Raw genomic sequence first — 18,759 nt, forward strand, 5'->3', positions numbered from 1 at the left:
ATGAGGCGTCTCGCGGGCGCCGGGGCACGCTGGGTGCCCGCCCGTGAGCGTGGTCGTTCAGTGATCGTTCAGTGATCGTTCAGTGGCGGTTCAGTGGTCGTTCAGGGGGAGATGCTCAGGAAGGGAGGGTGGCCTCGGCGCGGTCGGGCTCGCCGCCCGCCACCCGCCAGTGCCGCTGGGCGACCGCGCCCACCAGCGCGCCGGCGGCCACCGCGAGCGCGGCCGCGCCGAAGGCGGTGGCCGGGCCGCCCTGCTCGACGATGACGCCCGCGAGCGCCATGCCGAGGGCGGAGCCCGAGGTCAGCGAGGTCTGCAACCAGCCCTGCGCCTCGCTGCGGCGCTCCGGCGCGGTGTTCCGGTCGACGAGCGCCTGCTGGACGATGAGGCTCGGCGAGATGCACAGGCCGGTCAGGACCATGGCCGGCAGGACGGCCGGCAGCAGGCCGCCGCCGGGGAGCAGCACCAGCATGACCAGGGCCAGGCCGGCGGCGTAGGCGGCGAGGGTGAGGGGCAGGTGCCGGCGTTCCGGGCCGGACCAGGAGCGGCTGCCGTACCAGAGCCCGCCGGCGGTGCTGCCGATCGCGGTGCAGGCGAAGAAGACGCCGATCAGGCCCTCGCTGTGGAACAGGCGCTCGGCGGAGGCCGTCATGGCCACGTCCATCTGCCCGAAGCCGACGGACATCCCGAGGGCTGTCAGCAGCGCGAGCCAGACGCCGCGCACCGACAGGGGCGGGCGGCCACGCCGGGGCGCGCCCCGCACACCGCCCGCTACGCCGCCGCGCGTGCCGCTTCCCGGGCGGGACAGGCGGGAGGCGCGGGTCCGGCTGTAGGTCAGGCCGCCGGCCGCCATGAGCAGCGCCGTCACCAGCAGGGGCACCGCCGGTGGCAGCCAGAGCAGGGCGGTCAGCAGCAGCGGCCCCAGCACGAAGATCGTCTCGACGGCGACCGCGTCCATCGCGTACGCCGTCCGCCGCTGCTCCGGATCGGGCACGACGGCCGACCAGGCCACCCGGATGGCCGGGATGACCGGCGGGAAGCTCAGCCCCGCGAACCCGATGAGCACGAGCAGGAGCAGGTCCGGCGCGCCCGCGGCGGCGGCGAGCGTCCCGCCCGCCAGGAACGCCGCCGACCCCAGCGAGGTGCCGGCGATCACCGCCGACTGCCCCACCCGGTCCATGGCCATGCCCCATAGGGGCGAGGAGGCGGCCGTGGCCAGGGCGTACACGGCCGTGACGAGCCCGGCGTCGGCGTACGAGCCGCTCACCTCCTCGATGAGCACCACGATGCCGAGCGGCGTCATGGCCAGGGGGAGGCGGGCGACGAACGCGGAGGCGAAGGGCAGCGACACGCCTGGCAGTCGTAACAGGGAAAGGTAGGGGGCGATCACGCCGGACATGTCCCGCTCCTCACTTCGACTCGCGGATCAGCGCCACGGACCGTTCCGCGATCATGATCACGGTTGCGTGCAGGTTCGCCCGGACGTTGTCGGGCAGGATCGACGCGTCGAGCACCCGCAGCCCCTCTACCCCGTGCACCCGGCCGCACTCGTCCACCACGTTCGCCGCGTCCCCGGCCGGGCCCATCCGGCAGGTGCTGGACGCGTGGTAGCCGGTGGCCGCGTTGCGCAGGATCCAGCGGTCGAGCGCGGCGTCGGAACCGAGGACGTCCTCGGCGGGGGTGGTGCGCGCGTCGATCAGCTTGTCGAACTCCGGCTCGCGTGCCATCGCGGCGCACATCCGGACGCCCTCCCGCTGCCGCTCCAGGTCGGACGGGGCGGAGAAGTAGCGGAAGTCGAGGACGGGCGGGTCGTGCGGGTCGGCCGAGGCCGGCGTGAGCTCGCCCTGGCTGAGGGCCAGGTTCACCGTCGGCCGCATCGCGAACGTGCGCTCGTTCCACCGCGCCGCCGCGTACACGATCATGTCGTTGACCGGCGCGGATCCGGAGGACGTGTGCCGCAGCAGCACCTGGTGGGGGTGGTGGAGGCCGTCGGCCCGGAAGTCCTGGCGCAGCGGCCAGATCAGCTCCGTCGTCATGTGGTCGCGCAGGTTGCGGCCCACGCCGGGCAGGTCCACCACCACCGGCAGGCCGGCCCGGCGCAGCCGCCCGGCGGGCCCCACGCCCGAGAGCATGAGCAGGTGCGGCGAGCCGATGGCGCCGGCGCACAGGATGATCTCCCGGCCGCGCACGGTCTCCGTCCGGCAGCCGGTCTCGACGACCACGCCGCTCGCGCGCCCGCCGTCGAGGACCACCCGGCAGGCCAGCGCGCCGGCGGCGACCGTCAGGTTGGGGCGGCCGCGGGCCGGGTTGAGGTAGCCGGTCAGCGTGCTGCTCCGCAGCCCGCCCGCGTCGTTCAGCGGGGTCGGGCCGACGCCGGTGGAGCCCGGCCGGTTGTGGTCGTCGCAGACCGGATGGCCGAAGGCGCGGCTGACCTCGTAGAACGCCTCCTGGTCGGGCGTCCAGGTGTGGCGCGGGAAGCGGCGCACCGCGATCGGGCCGTCCGTCCCGTGGTACGGGCCGGCGAAGTCCTGGTCGCTCTCCAGCATGCGGTAGAACGGCAGCGCCCGCTCGAAGGTCCACTCGGGCAGGTTCCACGAGTCCAGGTCGCCCGGCTCGGGGCGCAGGAAGACCTGGCCGTTGGTGGTGCTCGACCCGCCGACCACCTTGCCCCGCGGCATGGGGATGGTGGCGTGCTCGGTCACCCGCGCCCGCAGGTTCCAGTCGTGGGTGTCGTAGCCCTGGACGACGTGCCCCACGCCGTAGCTGCGCCGCAGCTCCCACGGCAGGTGGTCGGCGCTGGGGTAGTCCGGCCCGGCCTCCAGCAGCACCACCTCGCACGAGGGGTCCTCGCTGAGGCGGGCGGCCAGCACCGCGCCCGCCGCCCCGGCGCCGACGATCACGTAGTCGTAGGTTCTGCAGCCCATGCCGCTCACCCCAGGATCGTCTCGTCGAGGGCGCCGGAGAAGGCGGCCAGCGCCTGCTCGACCTCCGCCGGGCCCCACGCCGCGCTGGCCAGCACCTCGTCCAGCGGGTGGTAGAGCACGCCGCGGTCGTAGAGCGCCCGGCACAACTCATCCGGGTGCACGGTGCCGGGCAGCTCCAGCCGGAAGAAGGTCGCGATGCCGCGGACCGCGACGCCGTAGCGCGGGCCGATCTCGCTCAGCCCTTCGTACAGCGCGGACGAGGCCGCGGCGAAGGCGTCGTAACCGCCGCCGGCCAGCTCGTCCAGGCAGGCCGTGGCCGCCGCCATCGAGACGAACTCCGAGGCGTAGGTGCTGAACAGGCTGAAGGTGGACTCCGAGGCCAGCAGCTCGCCGCCGGCCAGCGCCGCGATCGGGAAGCCGTTGCCCATGGCCTTGCTCAGCACCCGCAGGTCCGGCACCAGGTCCCACACCGCCGTAACGTTCGGGTAGGCGTAGCGGAAGCCGGCCTTCACCTCGTCGAACACGACGAGCGCGCCGGCGTCGCGGGCCGCCCGCACCACCTCGCGCACGACCTCCGGGGCGGGGGTGAGCGCGTTCGGGGTGATGAGGACGCAGGCGGCGCCGCGGGCGGCCTGGCGCACCTGCTCGACCAGGTCCGGCGACTGCCAGTCCAGGTCGACGACGTCGACGCCGGAGGCGTTGCCGGACGCCTCCCGCGCCGAGGTCCGCTCGGCGGCCGAGCGGCGCTCCGGCTTGAGGTAGCCGAGCGGCAGCAGCCAGCCGTGATAGGTCGTGGTGAGCACCTTGCGCCGCCCGGTCGCCCGGATGCAGGCGGTGATGGCGGCGTGCACGGCCTCCGAGCCGGTCTTGAAGAAGGCGGCGTACTCGGCCTCGGGGCACAGCTCGACCACGCGGGCGGCCAGCTGCGGCTCCAGCGGGTGGCGCAGGCTCACGGTGGCGCCGCTGCCGAGCACCGAGCGCACGGCCTCGATCTGCGCCTGGTTGCCGTGGCCGAGGATGATGGTGCCGCTGCCGCCGTACAGGTCGAGCAGGCCGGTGCCGTCCTCGGCGAACACGCGGGCCCCCTTGGAGGACCGGAAGAACGCCGGCCGGCCGGCCGAGAGCGCGAAATTGTGCCAGACCTGGGCGCCAGGGGCCAGCGGGCCCCTTCCGCCGGGAGCGGCCGGTCGCCCCGGGTCGCGGGTGAGAACGTCGTCACGCATCCTGCCTCCCATACATCGGAATTTCTGCGCCGACGTTTCCGACACTAGGCGGCCGGATGTCCCGGACTCTTGGGAGCGATGTCCCTGTTGAGTCCCTTATCGAATATGCGCTCCAGGCACAGGTGGAACCGGTCCCGGCGGAGGCCGGAACCGGTCACGGGAAAAGGGGTCAGGAAACGCGCTCCAAACCGATCCCGGCGTTTCTTGCGCGCAATGCGGCGGTCATTCTGTCGGGCGCGTCCAATTTGGTGAAAATCCGCGTGATGTGATTGCGGATCGTCTTCTCGGCCAGGACGAGGCGCCGCGAGATACTGCGGTTGTCGTACCCGCTGGCGAGCAGTTCGAGGATCTGCGTCTCACGGTCGGTGAGCTCGGGGAAGGCCACCCGGCCGGGCACCTCCTGCAGGGCCGAGAAGTAGGCGGGCAGCCGGTCGGCCACCTGGGGGCTGAAGGCCGCGCCGCCGTGCACCACCAGGTGGATGCCGTGCAGCAACTCCTCGCGCGAGACGGCCTTGTCGATGAACCCCTTGGCGCCGGCGCGCAGGGCCCCGATGACGACGTCGTCGTCGCACACTGCGGAGATCACCAGGACGCGGGGCGCGTGCGGCCCGCTGGTCATGCGGCGGGTGGCGTCGATGCCGGAGCCGCCGTCGAGCGTGACGTCGATGAGGACGACGTCGGGTCGCACGGCCGCGGCCAGGTGCACCGCGCTCATGCCGTCACAGGTCTCCCCGACGACGCGGGCGATCCCGGCGGACTCCAGGGCCACGCGCAGGCCGTCGCGGAAGGCGGGGTGGGCGTCGACGATAAGGGCTTCGACCTCCGTCGTGCGTCGCGGCTCGGGGGACCAGCCGCCCCTCACGCGGCGCGGTGCTCCGGGCGCTGCCCGGTCGTTCGGCTCGCTGAGGCTCATGGTGTCATCCCATCAGCGGTACAGTTATAGACTCAAGTCTAACTTGAGACTCAAGACCATGTCTAGGGCGAGAGTGTGACGCCCTGGGCGAGTATGCCGTCGAAGATGAGGCCCAGCGACGACGTCAGCGACCGCGCGAGCGAGAACGGCGGCGGTCCCTCGCCCACCCAGCGGTAGAGCGTGCCGAGGTACGTGTCGCGCAGCAGGTGGCCCACGGCGACCGCGTCGACGTCGGGGCGCACCTCCCCGCGCGCTTTGCCGTCGGTGATGATCTGCGCGAAGATGAACGAGGTGTAGGGCTCCTCCAGCACCGGGGCGCCCGTGCGCACCCAGGCCAGCAGCAGCTCGCTGGTGACCCGGCGCTCGTCGGTGGTGACCTCGCCGAGCCTGGTCATGCAGCGGGTGAGCTGGTCGAGGACGCCGCTCTCGCGCGAGCTCTCCTGGATCAGCATGGCCCCGAGCCGGCGGCGGCGTTCGTCGCCCCAGGCCAGCAGGAACTCGTCCTTGCGCTTGAAGTAGTTGAAGACGGTGGCGCGGGCGACGTCGGCCCTGTCGGCGATCTCGTCGAAGGAGGTCGCGACGTAGCCCTTCTCGGCGAAGAGCGAGATGGCGGCCTCGTACACCCGCGCCCGCATCGCCTCCCTGTTGCGCTCGCGCCGGCCCGTGCCGTGATGAGGTGTCATCGCGTGGGTCCACCTCGATGGTCCGCAGTAAATTCGTAGACTTGAGTCTACACTAGCGGGCCTCCCTGGCCAACAGCTCGATGGTGGCCAGCACCTCACCGAGCGGCCGGTCGCCCAGGAGCAGACCGGGGGTGATCCGTCCCCCCGTGGCCGCGTGGAGGCGGGCGGTCAGCCGGGCGGCCATCAGGGAGTCCAGGCCGGCCGAGGACAGGCAGCGGCGGGGCTCCAGCCGGTCGGCGGGCAGGGACAGCTCGCCCGCGATCTGCGCCACCACCCACGCGGCCAGCTCACCGGGCGCCTCAGGAGCCGCCTGGGAGGGAGCGGCCGGGGAAGGGGCGGCCGGGGGAGCGGCGGGGGGATCGGCCGGGGCATGGGCGGGCGTGCCGAACCAGAAGCTCTCGTGCTGCCACGGGTAACCCGGCAGGCCGACCGGCCGCCCCGCCGGATACAGCCGGGCCCAGTCCACCGCGCCCCCGGCCACGTGGACGGCCGCCAGCGACTCCAGCACTTGCTCCCACGACGGCCGCCCGCGCCGCAGCGAGGGCACCGCCGTCCCGGACAGCCCGTGATGGCGCAGGCAGTCCCGCACCGCGCCCGCCAGGATCGGGTGCGGGCTGATCTCCACGAACACCGCCGGCCGCTCCTTGGCCACCCGCTCGATCGCGGACGCGAAGCGCACCGGATCACGTAGGTTGCGCACCCAGTAGGCGGCGTCGAACGAGCCGCCGTCCGCTAGCCGGTCCAGCACCGTGGACCACACGGGCACGTCCCCCGCCATCGGGCGCAGGCCGTCCAGGGCGCAAGCCAGGTCCCCGGCCAGCTCGTCCACCTGCGGACTGTGCGAGGCGAAGTCCACCGCGACCTCGCGCTGGAACACGCCCGCGCGGTCGAGCCGGCCCGCGATCTCCGCCAGCGCCGCCCGGTCCCCGGACAGCACCGTGCTGGACGGGCCGTTGAGCGCGGCCACGGCCACCCGGTCCGCGAAGCCGGCGACCACGCCCTCGGCCTCCTCCTGCGTCAGGCCGGTCGTCAGCATCGCGCCGCGCCCGCTGAGCCGTTCGGCCAGGGCGCTGCGGCGGCAGATGACGGCTGCCGCGTCCGGCACGCTGAGGCTGCCCGCCACGCAGGCCGCCGCCACCTCGCCCATGCTGTGGCCGATCAGCAGGGCGGGCTCGACCCCTGCCGAGCGCCACAGCGCGGCGAGCGCCACCTGCACGGCCCACAGGATGGGCTGGACGTCCCGGGCGCGGTCGGGGAGCGGCGCGTCACCGGACAGCCGGTCCAGCACCGACCAGCCCCGCTCCGCCGCCACGGCGTCGGAGCACTCGCGCAGGGCCGCGCGGAACACCGGCGAACCGGACAGCAGGTCGCGGGCCATGCCGGTCCACTGGGAGCCCTGGCCGGGGAAGACGTAGACGACGCGGGGCGGCTCCCCGGCCATCGCCTCGCCCGCGACGGCGTCCCCGGCGTGGACCGGGCCGTCCTCGGCGTGGGCGAGCAGGGCCGCGGCCAGGTCCTCGTGCGTGGAGCCGGTCGCCACCAGGCGGTGCTCGTGGTGTTTGCGGCGCCGGGCCGCAGTGTAGCAGATGTCGGTGAGGGCGAGGCCGCGCCCGATGCCACCAGGTAACAGGAAGTCGGCGGCCCGCGAGGCGGCGGCCCGGAGGGTCTCGGGCGAGCGCGCCGACAGGGCCAGCAGATGGCGCCCGCCCACGGGCGCGGGTGCCGGCTCGCCGGCTCCCGCCTGCTCGTCCGGCACGTGCTCCGCCAGCACCACGTGCACGTTCGTGCCGGTGATCCCGAACGAGCTGACCCCCGCCACCCGTGGCGCGCCGCCCGTCAGCGGCCGGGTCCGGGTGGGCAGTTCGAGCGCCGAGGAGTTCCAGGCGAGCGACGGGTTCGGCTCGCGCACGTGCAGCGTGGGCGGCACGACCCGGTGGTGCAGGCACAGGGCGGCCTTGATCAGCCCGGCGACCCCGGCGGCGGCCTCGGTGTGGCCGATGTTCGACTTGACCGAGCCCACGAGGCAGGGCCGGCCGGGCGGGCGGGCCGCGCCGAGGACGTTGCCGAGGGCGGTCAGCTCCACCTGGTCGCCGACAGGCGTGCCCGTCCCGTGCGCCTCGACGTAGTCGACCTGCTCCGGCCGCACGCCGGCGTCGTCCAGGGCGTGGCGTAGCATCTGCTCCTGGCCGACCTGGCTGGGCGTCATGAGCAGGCCGTTGCTGCGCCCGTCGTTGGTGGCGGAGCTGCCGCGGACGACGGCGTACACCCGGTCGCCGTCGGCTTCCGCGTCCGCCAGCGGCTTGAGCACGACCACGCCGACGCCCTCGGACCGGACGAACCCGTCGGCCCCCGCGTCGCCGAACTTGCAGCGCCGGTCGGAGGCCAGCATGCCGGCGTCGGAGAAGGCGTCCTCCTCGTACGGCAGCAGCGCCAGGTTGACCCCGCCGGCCAGGGCCAGCACGGACTCGCCCGCCCGGATGCTCTGGCAGGCGAGGTGAACGGCGGCCAGGGACGCCGAGCAGGCCGTGTCCACGGACATGCTCGGCCCGCGCAGGTCGAGGTGGAAGGAGGCCCGCCCGGGCAGCGACGCCCGGAACTCGCTGCCCACCAGGCTGTAGATGTCGGGATCGGTGCTGCGGCAGAGCAGCTCCCAGTAATTGGAGGTGGCCTGCCCGACGAACACGCCGGTGCGGCTGCCCGCGAGCCGCTCCGGGAGGACGCCGGCGTCCTCGATGGCCTCCCAAGCGGTCTCCAGGAAGAGCCGGAGCTGCGGGTCGGCCTGCTGGGCCTCGCGCGGGGACATGTCGAAGAAGGCCGCGTCGAACTCGTCGATGGCGTCGAGCCGCCCGCCCTGCGGGCCGGTGCGCCGCCCGGGCAGGGGCGTGCCGTCGCCGATCGTGTCGTCGGCGTCCACGAGGGAGCGCCAGAACTGCCCGGGGCCGTGGATGCCTGGATACCGGCAGGCGATCCCGATGATCGCGATCTCGGCCGGGCTCTCTTGTCGCAGATTGCGCCGGTTCATGATCTACCCTATCTCTGGTTGGTCTCGGGACTAAAAGTAAACTCGAATCCAACTTTTATGACCAGGGTTTCTGCACTTCATCGCCGTTAAGACCTTCTGTACCCAAGCCCAAGTAAGGACCGAAAGCCGATCGAGAGAGCCGGGCGTCCTGCTCGCCTTCCCTCTCGCGCGCACCTCATGCCCGGCACCGCACGCCCGCCCGCCCCGAAATCGGTAGCGCCGCGGGCCGATCTCGGGTGACCGGAACGGATGCCGGGACGAAGCACGCCTTTGTGCAACAGGAGCCCGCGAAGTTCAGGGGAAAATGTCCATCCGACGCAGAAGCGTCGCGGTGATCGATCCACTCCCGAACCCCCGAGGATCAGCTACTGCCTCCGTCGCCGCGAAGATGGCGCCCCCGGGGCCTCGGTTGTCCACCCGGGTCACGGCGATGCCCGATTTGCCGGTGGCGTCCTTGAGCTCTTCCGTCTCGATGCCCGGCAGGGTTGCGGCGATCTTGAAGATGGCCGCCTGCAGCTTGGGCGGGACCGGGCTGCCGAGGACGCTGACGACGCCGTTCCAGGTCTGGGTCGCGGCGTCCTTCCCTGCGATCCTCCGGTTCCCGCGTTCGGCCAGCTTGTGCCGGAGCTGCTCCTGGTCGGTCGGCCACTCTCGGAGGCCGGCGTAGGCGGGGTGCCCCGCGCCGCATTCGGGGCACCGGGTCAGGAGTTCCTTGTACTCGCGGTCTTGTGGCCTGGATTTCGACGGCTTGTGCCAGAGGAGTCCTGGGCGGGAGCCGTCGACGGACTGCCAGACCTCGCCCGTGATGTGGCGCGGACCGACGTTGGAAACCCCGTTCTCGCTGCGTGTCTCCGCGATCCGCTCGTAGTGGAGGTACTGGTCGTCGCGGGGTTGCGGCCACGGGGTGGCGGTCGCGGCGTCGGCCGCCGGCCTCAGGACCTCGGCGGCGCTCGCGGGCGCGGAAGGGGTTGAACGTCTGGACGGCGATCACTCCTGCGGTCATCGCCGCGACCAGGCCGCCCGCCAGCACCAGACGCCGCAGGCCGACCGGCCGCATCCGGATCCGGGGCCGGCGCTTCGTGCGGGCTTCGGCGACGACGTCGTCGGCCGTGTCGTCGCCGAGCCGGCGGGCCACATAACGGTGGATGTGTCCTGCGTGCCTGTCGAACAGCAAGGCGAATCCTCGGGGTCTCGCCACGATCGTTCGATCAGGTCGGCGTCGGACAGGGTCGTACTGAACGGCATGTGGTTGGGCCTTTTCAAGGAAGAAGTAGTGTCGCCCGTCTTTCACACGAGTCAGGAATCGAGTTCACGGGACGCTGCCGACCGCCCCGGCAAGCTCGGGTGAAGACCAAGGGCGCCCACGCCAAGATCCGCCACCATGGCCAGGCGCGGGCAGGGACTTCGCGCTGGAGACGTCTACTGGGACGCCGGCGCCGCTGCTCCCTCGCCTGTCCGAAGGCCGCACCCGCGCGGTCCCGTCTTCAACACGCAATCAGTGACGCCAGAGGCATCACAGCGAGATGTTCCGGAGAGCGAGAGCCACCCCGCCTGCCGCCTCAGTACTGTGACTTCGCATGACCGAGATCGAGATCACCGCAGAGCTGGTCCGTGACCTGCTGCAGGAGCAACATCCGGACCTTGCAGGGCTGGCCATCCGCGAGGTGGCGGGCGGCTGGGGCAACCACATGTGGCGCCTCGGGGACGAGTTGGCCGTGCGCATGCAACGCATGGACCCCACCCCGGAGCTCCAGCTCAAGGAGCGGCGGTGGCTACCCGTGCTGGCGCCGCGCCTGCCACTCCCGGTGCCGGCCCCGGTGCGGTTCGGCGAACCGTCCGAGCGCTTCCCCAAGCACTGGACCGTGATGACGTGGGTTCCCGGCGAGCCGCTGGACCACGGCTCGATCAGCCGCGCCGCTCACGCGGCCGACACGCTGGCGGGCTTCCTCAGGGCGCTCCATGTGAAGGCGCCCGCCGAGGCCCCGGCCAGTTCGGACTTCGGCGCTCACCCCAAGGGGTGCACGGGCGGCTTCGAGCAGTTCCTGCAGGCCATCGACCCCGACGCCGTCGGCGATGTCCGGGCCGTCCGGGCCGTCTGGGCCGATGCCGTCGCGGCCCCCGAGTGGGAGGGCCCGCCGGTGTGGGTGCACGGTGACCTCCATCCCGCGAACGTCGTCGTCTCGGACGGAACGCTCTCGGGCGTGATCGACTTCGGTGCCTTGTTCGCCGGCGATCCCGCGTGGGACCTCGCCGCCGCGTGGGTGCTGCTCCCCGCGGGCACGGCCGCGCGGTTCTTCGACGCGTACGCGCACGCGGACGAGGCGGCGATCAGGCGCGCCCGCGGGCTGGCCGCCATGAAGAGCCTCTTCCTGATGCTCATGGGGCAGAACGGGGATCGGGGCCTTCCCGGCGGCAAGCCGCACTGGGGACCTGCGGGCCGGGCGGCACTTGATCGTGTTCTGAAGGGCGTTTGATGTAGTCAGCCCATCTTGTCCCGGTTCGCAGCTTGCCGAACTACGAGCTGGCCGATCGGTGGCATGCCGATGAACACCGGCGAGTCCTTTCGTCGCTCCCCGGCGTCCATCTGGCTGATCTTGGCATCGGTGGCGGCGAGGCTGACGTCAGTTGCTCAACGTCGCCCGTTCACACCGCCGCGCTCAGTTGCGCTGCAACGTCCGCGACATCGTGTTGCCGGGATCGCGCGGGTCCTGTGAACGCACCTCCAGACTGTTGCCGTCCGCGCTGAGCGTGAAGGTGGCCGCACCCCACTCGAAATCGCAGTTCTGGCCGCCGGAGCCGTAGATCCAGCGGATCTCGCCCTCGTAGGTGGGCCCCTGCCCGGACAGGTGCACCTCCGCGCTCCCGGTCGGATAGGTGCAGCCGCTGTTGGGCTCCACCCAGTCGGCCCCGTATCTGGTGCCCTCGTAGAAGCCGTCGCCCAGGTCCTGGAAGTTCAGGTATCCGCCCCAGCGGCCGGACAGGTCGGGGGCCGGCTTCGGGGTGACGGTCAACTGGGTGCCGGCGGAGCGGCCGGCGTCCCGGCCCGTGACGGTCAGACGGTACGCAGCCGGCTCGGCGGGCGCGTCGCCGCGCAGTGTCACCTGGCCGTTCCCGCCTGCGGTGGCCGTGGCGACGAGGGTGTCGCCGAGCGTCAGCCGCACGGTCTCGCCCGCGTCGAACCCCGTGGCGGCCACCTCGAACGACGCCTCTGCCTCCACCGACGACGGCACGCGGGAGAGCCTGATCTCGGGCGCGGGGCGCTCCCGGACGGTGAGCGCGGCCTCGGCACGCCGTTCGGGGCTCCTGCCCTGGGCTGCGATCGTGTAGGCGCCGGCCGCGGCGCCCGCGGGGACGGCGCCGGGCAGCACCGCGGCGCCTCTGGTGTCGGCGGTGCGGGTGCCGAGATCGCCGCTGCCGCCCGGTCCCGACCAGGAGAACGTGATCTGCTCGCCGGGCTCGAAATTCGTGGCGCGCGCGTCGGTCGAGCCGCCGCTCTCGATGGTGGCGTCCGAGAGGGTCAGCCGAGGGGTCGCGGGGCGCGGTGTGACGGGGTCGCGGCCCCGGTCCCGCGCCGTGTTCTCCCCCGTGTCGGGCGGGGGCCGCCGGACGGTGTCCGGTCCTGTGTCCGGCCCCGTGCCCGGTCCTGTGTCCGGCGGGGTACGGCGGATGGTGCCCGGGCCCGTGTCGGGCGAGGCGCGGCGGCCGGTCCCAGCCGGCGGATCGACGGCGCCGGCCAGCGGGCGGGTGGCGACGGGGGTGGTGACCGTTGCCGGCTGCTCCGCGGCGCTGGGGCCGGCCAGGTGCACGCCGATGGCGGCGGCTGCGGTTATCACCACGGTGGTGGTGACCGCGATCGCCAGCGTCGGCGCGCTGAAGAAGGATCCTCCCTTGCCCAGGAACGCCAGCGCCCCCGCGGCGCCCAGCCCGCCCCCGCCCAGGCCCATGAGCAGGCCGAGGGCGCGCTTGCGTACCTTCTCCTCGCTCTCGAAGTAGGCCACGTCGTCGGCCGCGCCCGCGTTCGCCGCCGCCGTCAGGCCGAGGGCGAGGGCCTGGCCCCAGGCGCCCCAGCGCAGAGAGCGGCCGAGCAACGGCGCCGCGGCCCTGGCCAGGGCCCGCGCGGGGTCGTGCGCCTCCTCGCGCACCGCCGCCCGCAGCACGGCGACGATGACGGCGGCGTTCGCCGCCACCTCGGCGCGGGCCGCGGAGCCGACCCAGGCGGTGAGCCGGGTGGCGTAACCGGCCGCGTCCCGCCTGCCGCACCGGACCGGTGATCCGTCCGCCAGGACGTGGCCGGGGCCGGAGGGCTCGGCGAGGCGCAGCCGCTGCAACTCGGCGAGCGCCCCCTTGGCGTCGTCCGGGGAAGGGAGGGCGGCCAGCGCGGCCAGCACCGGTGCGGAGACGGGCACGCCGGGCAGCGCGGCCAGCGCGCGGGCCGCCGCGGACCTGTCGCCGTCCAGCGACGCCACCAGGGCGCGGGCGGCGGTGTCGGGGTCGGCCGCCACGGGGAGCACGCCGTTCGCGCGCATCAGAGCGGCCGCCTGGAGGAGCGTTCTCGGGTGGCCGTTCGTGGCCCGGCACAGCTCCCGGATGGCGGCGCGCTCCTCCCCGCTCAGGGCGCCGGCCGGAGCCGGGACCGCCTCGGCGGTGGTCGGGGCCGAGGCCGCCTCGGCGCAGGTCAGGTCCGGACCTCCCCGCGTGGTGGCCCGGTCCGAGGCCACCTCGGCGGTGGTCAGGGTGACGGCGTCGTCCTCCGCCAGCCCGCCGAGCGGCAGGACGTGGCCCTCCGCGCCCAGGACCCGCTGCGTCGAGGCGAGGAGCAGCCCGACGCCGGGGGTGGCGTCGAGCAGCCGCTCCAGCGACTCGGCCGACCCCTCGTAGCCGTCGATCACGACGAGCGCCCGTACCTTGCCCATGAGCTGCCGCAACCGCTTGGGCGGCGGCAGATACCCGGGGCTTTCGTAGCAGGCCTCGAACAGCTCCTGGACGATGTCCTCGGTCTCCAGCCCGGCGGCCGACAGGTACACGACGTCCTCACCGGCGTCCGCCGCGTCGCGGGCGATCCTGCTCAGCACGGCCGACTTGCCGATGCCCGGCGGCCCGTAAACCAGGACGGGGGCGCCGCGCTCGGCGAGCCAGCCGCGGATGCGCGCCAGGTCGCGGTCGCGGCCGATCAGGTTTCCCGCGCTCTCCGGCAGGAAGCGGGGGTCGGGATGCTCCCGCTTGCGCACCGGGACCGGGCCGCCCTCGCGCGCGGTGACGAACGTACGCCCGTCGGTGTAATGAACGACGTTGTTGTCACCGACGAGTACGTTTCCGTTATTGTCACCGTTGATGTTCATGTGGACGGCCTCTGACACTCTTCCTCCCATTCTCCGGACGATTTCCGTACGGCGGCCGGACGGCCCGGCGGCGTCATCGTGTCTCCGATCGGTGAATGCGGGCGATGTTGTGATCGCCGATGATCAGATTGCCGTTGTTGTGCCCGTCGACGCGCACGTTCGTCGTGCCCGTGGCGGCGGCCCGCAGCTCGCGGAGCAGGCCCTCGATCTCGCCCGTGCAGTCCGGACGCCTCGTCAGCAGCTCGGCGATCCGCCCCTGCCAGTGGCCCGCCAGGACGGACGCGGGTATCTCGCTGTCGCGCAGCGCCTGGCCGGATCGTTCCAAAGCGGTCTCCTCCGCCGCCACGCGCTCCGGGTCGCCGCCGCCGACGACCCGGGCGATCCGGGCCCGCGCGCTCGTCCAGCCGTCCGAGACCATCGCCTGTACGAGGGCCTGCGCCGTCGCCCCGGCGAGGGTCAGCAGCTCCAGGTCCATCGCCACCCCCTTCTTCGTGCTATTCCAAGCGGCCAATATCCGCTTATGTGGACATTTCCGGAAAAGCGGGGACGGTCGTCTTCTGTCCGCGCCCCTATTCTCCGGGCGGAAGCACCGTCCCCCGCCTTCATGCCGACATTCAACATCGCGTCCGGCGTTGGGTGCGGTGGCGATGAATTACCCGTACAACTCCGTACAGGGCCCTTTAGCATGGGCTTCGGCTTCACCCCCCGAAAAGGACCTCAGGAGACGCTCGATGCAGCAGCAGTCCCCCGACGACGTCCCCGCCCTCATCACGACCCGCGAGGAGTTCGCCGCGGCGCTCAGCCGCCTGCGCGAACGCGCCGGAATCTCCGTGCGCGCTCTCGCCGCGGCCGTCGGCGGGCAGAGCGGCACCATCGGCGACTGGCTCGCGGGCCGCGGCCTGCCCGCCACCTCCTCGCGCGAGCTGCTCGTCAAGGTGCTGCGTGCGTGCGGAGTCACCGACGACGCGGAAGTAGAGCAATGGCTGGCGGCCTGGCGGCGGGTGCGCCGCCAGCCCGGCCCCCGTCCCGCAGGCCCGGAGCCGTACCGGGGACTGAACGGCTTCGGACGCGAGCACGCCGAGTGGTTCTTCGGGCGCGAGGCCGTGACCGCGCGGCTCGTCGCCGAGCTGACCCGATCGCCCGCGCCCGACGGGCTCCTGGTCGTGGTCGGCGCCTCAGGCTCGGGCAAGTCCTCGCTCCTCGAAGCGGGCGTGGCGGCCCGGCTCGCCGGCCCGGCCCGCCGGGTCGAGACGTTCACCCCCGGCGCCCGCCCGCTCGACGCCCTCGCCGCACGCACCTCCACGGCCGACCCCCGCCCTGCCGTACTGATCGTGGACGCCTTCGAGGAGGTCTTCACCCTCTGCGAGGACGACGGGGAGCGGCGCCGGTTCATCGACGCGGTCTGCGCGGCCGCCGCCACCGGCCCGGTGGTGCTCGGCCTGCGCGCCGACTTCTACGCCCACGCGCTGCACCACCCGGGGCTCCTGGCCGCGCTGCAGGACAGGCAGATCGCGATCGGCCCGATGAACGAGCGCGAACTACGCGACGCCATCGAGAAGCCGGCGCTCAAGGCCGGCGTCGAGCTGGAGAAGGGCCTGGTCGAGCTGGTGCTGCGCGAGGTCGCGCCACGCGGCGGCGGCAACGGCGAGGCGCACGAGGCCGGCACCCTCCCGCTGATCTCCCACGCCCTGTGGTCCACCTGGCGCAAGAGCCAGGGACGCAGGCTCAGCATCGCCGCCTACCGGGAGGCCGGCGGCATCGACGGCGCCGTGGCGGAGACCGCCGGCCGGGTCTACGAGTCGCTGACCGGGCCGCAGCAGGCCCTGGCTCGGCGGCTGTTCCTCACCCTGGCCCACATCGCGCCCGACACGGCGATCACCCGCCGCCGCCTCCCGCTTCCCGAGCTGCTCGCCGAGCTGCTCCCCGGCCCGGACGGCGAAGGTGACGGTGACAGCGACGGCACGTCTGGCCCGGACGGCGGCGAAGGCGTGCGAGTCACCGAGGTCGAGGAGGTGCTCGGCCGTTTCGTCGCCGAACGCCTGATCACGGCCGACAAGGAGAGCGTGCGCATCAGCCACGAGGCGCTGCTGTCCGCTTGGCCCGAGCTGCGTTCGTGGCTGGAGCAGGACCAGGCCGGCCTGGCCATCGGCCGCGACCTCGCCGCCGCCGCCTCCACCTGGGACAGGGCCGGCCGCACGAAGGACTTCCTGTACCAGGGCACCCGCCTGGCCGTCGCCCGCGAATGGGCGGGGCGGGTGGGCGGCCACACCGCGCCCGGCCGCCTGGCCCGCGAGTTCCTGGACGCCTCACTCGCCCAGGAGCACGCCGAGGCGGACGCCCGGCATCGCCGGACCCGCCGCCTGCGCCTGCTGGCCGCCGTCCTGGCCGTGCTGCTGGTGCTGAGCGGCACCGCCGTCGTGATCGCGGTGCGCCAGCAACTGGAGGCGGGCAGGCAGCGCGACACGGCGCTGTCGGGCAAGGCGGCCGACGACGCCGTCGCGCTGCGGGCCGGCAACCCGGCGCTGGCCGCGCAGCTCGCCCTCGCCGCCCACCAGGTCACACCGACCCCGGAATCCCGCGGCGCCCTGCTCAGCGCGCTCGGCAGCCCGTACGCCACGGTGCTCGGCGCGCACACCGACGCCGTCTACGCGGCGGAGTTCACCCCCGACGGGCGGCGCCTGGCCAGCGTGAGCCTGGACGGCACGCTGCGGCTGTGGGACGTCGCCGACCGGCTCCGCCCGGCCGCGACGGCCACGGTGACCGGCGACCCGTCCGGCATCGCCGCGGCGGCGTTCGGCCCCGACGGCCGTACGCTCATCACGGGCGGCAACGACGAGACGGCGCGGCTGTGGGACATGACCGCGCCCGGCGGCCCGGAGCGGGTCGCGACCCTGTCCGGGCACACGGAGGGCATCATCGGCGTGGCCTTCGCCCCCGGAGGCCGGACCGCGGCGACCGTGAGCTACGACCGCACGGCGCGGCTGTGGGACGTCACCGACCCGCACCGCCCCAGCCCGCTGGCGACGCTGGACGCCGGCCCCGCTCCCTTGTCGGCGGTGACCTTCGGCCCGGACGGCCGCACCCTGGTCGTCACCGCCTTCTCCGAGCGGGTGTCCGTCTGGGACGTCGCCGACCCGCGGCGCCCGCGCCGCCTGCCCGATCTGACCGGCCACACCGGCAACGTGCTGGCCGCCGCGATCAGCCGCGACGGGCGGCTGCTGGCGACCGGCGCGTTCGACAACACCGTGCGCCTGTGGGACTTCGGCGACCCGCGGCACGTCCGCCACCTCGCCACGCTGACCGGGCACGACAACGGCGTCGTCGCGATCGCGTTCGGCCCCGACGGGCGCACGCTGGCCACCGGCGGCTACGACCGCACCGTCCGTTTGTGGGACGTCTCCGCCCCGAACGACGCGGACGACCGCGACCCGGCCGTGCTGAGCGGGCACTCCGGCACCGTCTACACGGTCGCCTTCCACCCCGACGGGGCGTCCCTGGCCACCGGCGGCGGGGACGACGCCGTACGGCTGTGGGATCTGCGCCGCCCGATCCTGGCCGGCCAGAGCGGCGACGTGGCGGCGCTCGCCTACCGCCCCGACGGTCGTGTCCTGGCCACCGGCAGCTACCGGAAGACCAGGCTGTGGGAGGTGTCCGGGACGGGCCGGCCCCGCCCGCTCGCCGTCCTGACCGCCCAGCCGAACTCCGTCACGGCGATCGCCTTCTCCCGCGACGGGCAGCTCATGGCCACCGGGAGCCTCGACTTCACCGTAGCCCTGTGGGACGTGCGCGATCCCGCCCGGCCCCGGCTCATGAAGCGGTGGGACGCCGGGACCGGCAACGTGTTCGCCCTGGCGCTCGCCCCCGACGGGCGCACCCTCGCCGTCGCGGGCGAGAAGTTCGACATCGGCCTGTGGGACATCGCCGACCCGGCCCGCCCCCGCCTGCTCACCCGCGCCACCGGGCACGTCGACGCCGTCAACGCGCTGGCGTTCGCCCCGCTCGGCCGGGTGCTCGCCTCGGGCGGCGGCGACCGTACGGTGCGGCTGTGGGACGTGGCCGACCAGGGGCGCCCACGCCCGCTCGCCACCGTGCGCGCGCACGACAAGGGGGTGCTGTCGCTGGGCTTCCGCGACGACGGGCGCGTCCTGGCCTCCGGCGGCGCCGACCGCGCCGCCCGGCTGTGGCGGGTGGCCGACCCCTCCCGCCCGGCGCCGGAGGCGACGCTCGGCGCGCACACCGACGGCGTGACCGGGGTCGCGTTCCAGGCGGGCGGGCGCGTGCTGGCGACCGGCAGCGGCGACGGCACGGCCCGGCTGTGGGACGTGGCCGACCCGTCCCGGCCGATCGCCTCGGCCGCGCTCACCGGCCACACAGGCACGGTCAACGCGGTGGCCTTCGCGCCCGGCGGGGCGGTGCTGGCCACCGGCGGCGAGGACTCCACGGTCCGGCTGTGGGGCACCGACCCTGGCCGGGCCGCTCGGGACGTCTGCGCGCTGGCGTTCCCCGCGATCACGCGGGCGGAGTGGCATCGCTACCTGCCCGGCCCGGCGTACCGGCCGCCCTGCTAGTGCTGTGACCGGAAACGATCACCGGGTTGGGTGAGGGGTTCAGGCTGCCGGTGTGAGTGGTCGACCGCCCCAGCGGAGGCCTTTCTCACT

Annotated in this window: 12 protein-coding genes; 3 read left to right on the forward strand and 9 right to left on the reverse strand. The window is 73.8% G+C overall.

The annotated features are described in order from the left end of the window. Positions 1-115: 115 nt before the first annotated feature. The 7 genes from AB0I79_RS52965 to AB0I79_RS52995 all read right to left on the reverse strand — a co-directional run bounded on the left by AB0I79_RS52965 (position 116) and on the right by AB0I79_RS52995 (position 9,698). Positions 116-1,396 (reverse strand): MFS transporter, encoded by a 1,281-nt coding sequence (locus tag AB0I79_RS52965; RefSeq protein WP_357891416.1) that lies wholly within the window; start codon positions 1,394-1,396, stop codon positions 116-118. A gap of 10 nt (positions 1,397-1,406) precedes the next feature. Further along, on the reverse strand, positions 1,407-2,921 hold the full coding sequence (locus AB0I79_RS52970; protein ID WP_357891419.1) for a GMC family oxidoreductase N-terminal domain-containing protein: 1,515 nt from the start codon (positions 2,919-2,921) through the stop codon (positions 1,407-1,409). Positions 2,922-2,926: 5 nt separating this feature from the next. Further along, positions 2,927-4,144 (reverse strand): aminotransferase class III-fold pyridoxal phosphate-dependent enzyme, encoded by a 1,218-nt coding sequence (locus AB0I79_RS52975; RefSeq protein WP_357891422.1) that lies wholly within the window; start codon positions 4,142-4,144, stop codon positions 2,927-2,929. A gap of 169 nt (positions 4,145-4,313) precedes the next feature. After that, a complete protein-coding gene (locus tag AB0I79_RS52980; protein WP_357891425.1) occupies positions 4,314-5,057 on the reverse strand; it encodes a response regulator transcription factor in 744 nt (247 codons plus the stop codon). Between the two features lie 62 nt (positions 5,058-5,119). Beyond that, on the reverse strand, positions 5,120-5,740 hold the full coding sequence (locus AB0I79_RS52985; protein WP_357891428.1) for a TetR/AcrR family transcriptional regulator: 621 nt from the start codon (positions 5,738-5,740) through the stop codon (positions 5,120-5,122). A 52-nt stretch (positions 5,741-5,792) separates the two neighbouring features. Next, on the reverse strand, positions 5,793-8,762 hold the full coding sequence (locus AB0I79_RS52990) for an acyltransferase domain-containing protein (RefSeq protein ID WP_357891431.1): 2,970 nt from the start codon (positions 8,760-8,762) through the stop codon (positions 5,793-5,795). A gap of 294 nt (positions 8,763-9,056) precedes the next feature. After that, entirely contained in the window at positions 9,057-9,698 is a 642-nt protein-coding gene (locus AB0I79_RS52995) for a CU044_5270 family protein (protein ID WP_357891452.1), read from the reverse strand. Here AB0I79_RS52995 and AB0I79_RS53000 point away from each other — a divergent pair. Then, a complete protein-coding gene (locus AB0I79_RS53000) occupies positions 9,667-10,110 on the forward strand; it encodes a hypothetical protein (RefSeq protein WP_357891434.1) in 444 nt (147 codons plus the stop codon). The genes AB0I79_RS52995 and AB0I79_RS53000 overlap by 32 nt on opposite strands. A gap of 229 nt (positions 10,111-10,339) precedes the next feature. Next, complete coding sequence (locus AB0I79_RS53005; RefSeq protein WP_357891437.1) at positions 10,340-11,236, forward strand: aminoglycoside phosphotransferase family protein; 897 nt, start codon at positions 10,340-10,342, stop codon at positions 11,234-11,236. A gap of 183 nt (positions 11,237-11,419) precedes the next feature. On the opposite strand, the gene AB0I79_RS53010 is transcribed toward AB0I79_RS53005, so the two are convergent. Then, on the reverse strand, positions 11,420-14,119 hold the full coding sequence (locus AB0I79_RS53010) for a hypothetical protein (RefSeq protein ID WP_357891440.1): 2,700 nt from the start codon (positions 14,117-14,119) through the stop codon (positions 11,420-11,422). 55 nt (positions 14,120-14,174) lie between these two features. Continuing rightward, entirely contained in the window at positions 14,175-14,576 is a 402-nt protein-coding gene (locus AB0I79_RS53015) for a hypothetical protein (protein WP_357891443.1), read from the reverse strand. A 256-nt stretch (positions 14,577-14,832) separates the two neighbouring features. Here AB0I79_RS53015 and AB0I79_RS53020 point away from each other — a divergent pair, with 256 nt between their 5' ends. Further along, positions 14,833-18,669 carry a helix-turn-helix domain-containing protein gene (locus tag AB0I79_RS53020; RefSeq protein ID WP_357891446.1) on the forward strand — a complete coding sequence of 1,279 codons (3,837 nt, stop codon included), beginning with the start codon at positions 14,833-14,835 and terminating at the stop codon, positions 18,667-18,669. Positions 18,670-18,759: the final 90 nt, after the last annotated feature.

It is taken from the genome of Nonomuraea sp. NPDC050202, assembly GCF_040656115.1.
Classification (GTDB): domain Bacteria; phylum Actinomycetota; class Actinomycetes; order Streptosporangiales; family Streptosporangiaceae; genus Nonomuraea.

Bases quoted from the DNA above. Each gene is read 5' to 3' on its own strand.
- AB0I79_RS52990 (WP_357891431.1), bottom strand. From the start codon at position 8,762: ATGAACCGGCGCAATCTGCGACAAGAGAGCCCGGCCGAGATCGCGATC.
- AB0I79_RS52970 (WP_357891419.1), bottom strand. From the start codon at position 2,921: ATGGGCTGCAGAACCTACGACTACGTGATCGTCGGCGCCGGGGCGGCG.
- AB0I79_RS53005 (WP_357891437.1), top strand. From the start codon at position 10,340: ATGACCGAGATCGAGATCACCGCAGAGCTGGTCCGTGACCTGCTGCAG.
- AB0I79_RS52980 (WP_357891425.1), bottom strand. From the start codon at position 5,057: ATGAGCCTCAGCGAGCCGAACGACCGGGCAGCGCCCGGAGCACCGCGC.
- AB0I79_RS52975 (WP_357891422.1), bottom strand. From the start codon at position 4,144: ATGCGTGACGACGTTCTCACCCGCGACCCGGGGCGACCGGCCGCTCCC.
- AB0I79_RS52985 (WP_357891428.1), bottom strand. From the start codon at position 5,740: ATGACACCTCATCACGGCACGGGCCGGCGCGAGCGCAACAGGGAGGCG.
- AB0I79_RS53015 (WP_357891443.1), bottom strand. From the start codon at position 14,576: ATGGACCTGGAGCTGCTGACCCTCGCCGGGGCGACGGCGCAGGCCCTC.
- AB0I79_RS53020 (WP_357891446.1), top strand. From the start codon at position 14,833: ATGCAGCAGCAGTCCCCCGACGACGTCCCCGCCCTCATCACGACCCGC.
- AB0I79_RS52965 (WP_357891416.1), bottom strand. From the start codon at position 1,396: ATGTCCGGCGTGATCGCCCCCTACCTTTCCCTGTTACGACTGCCAGGC.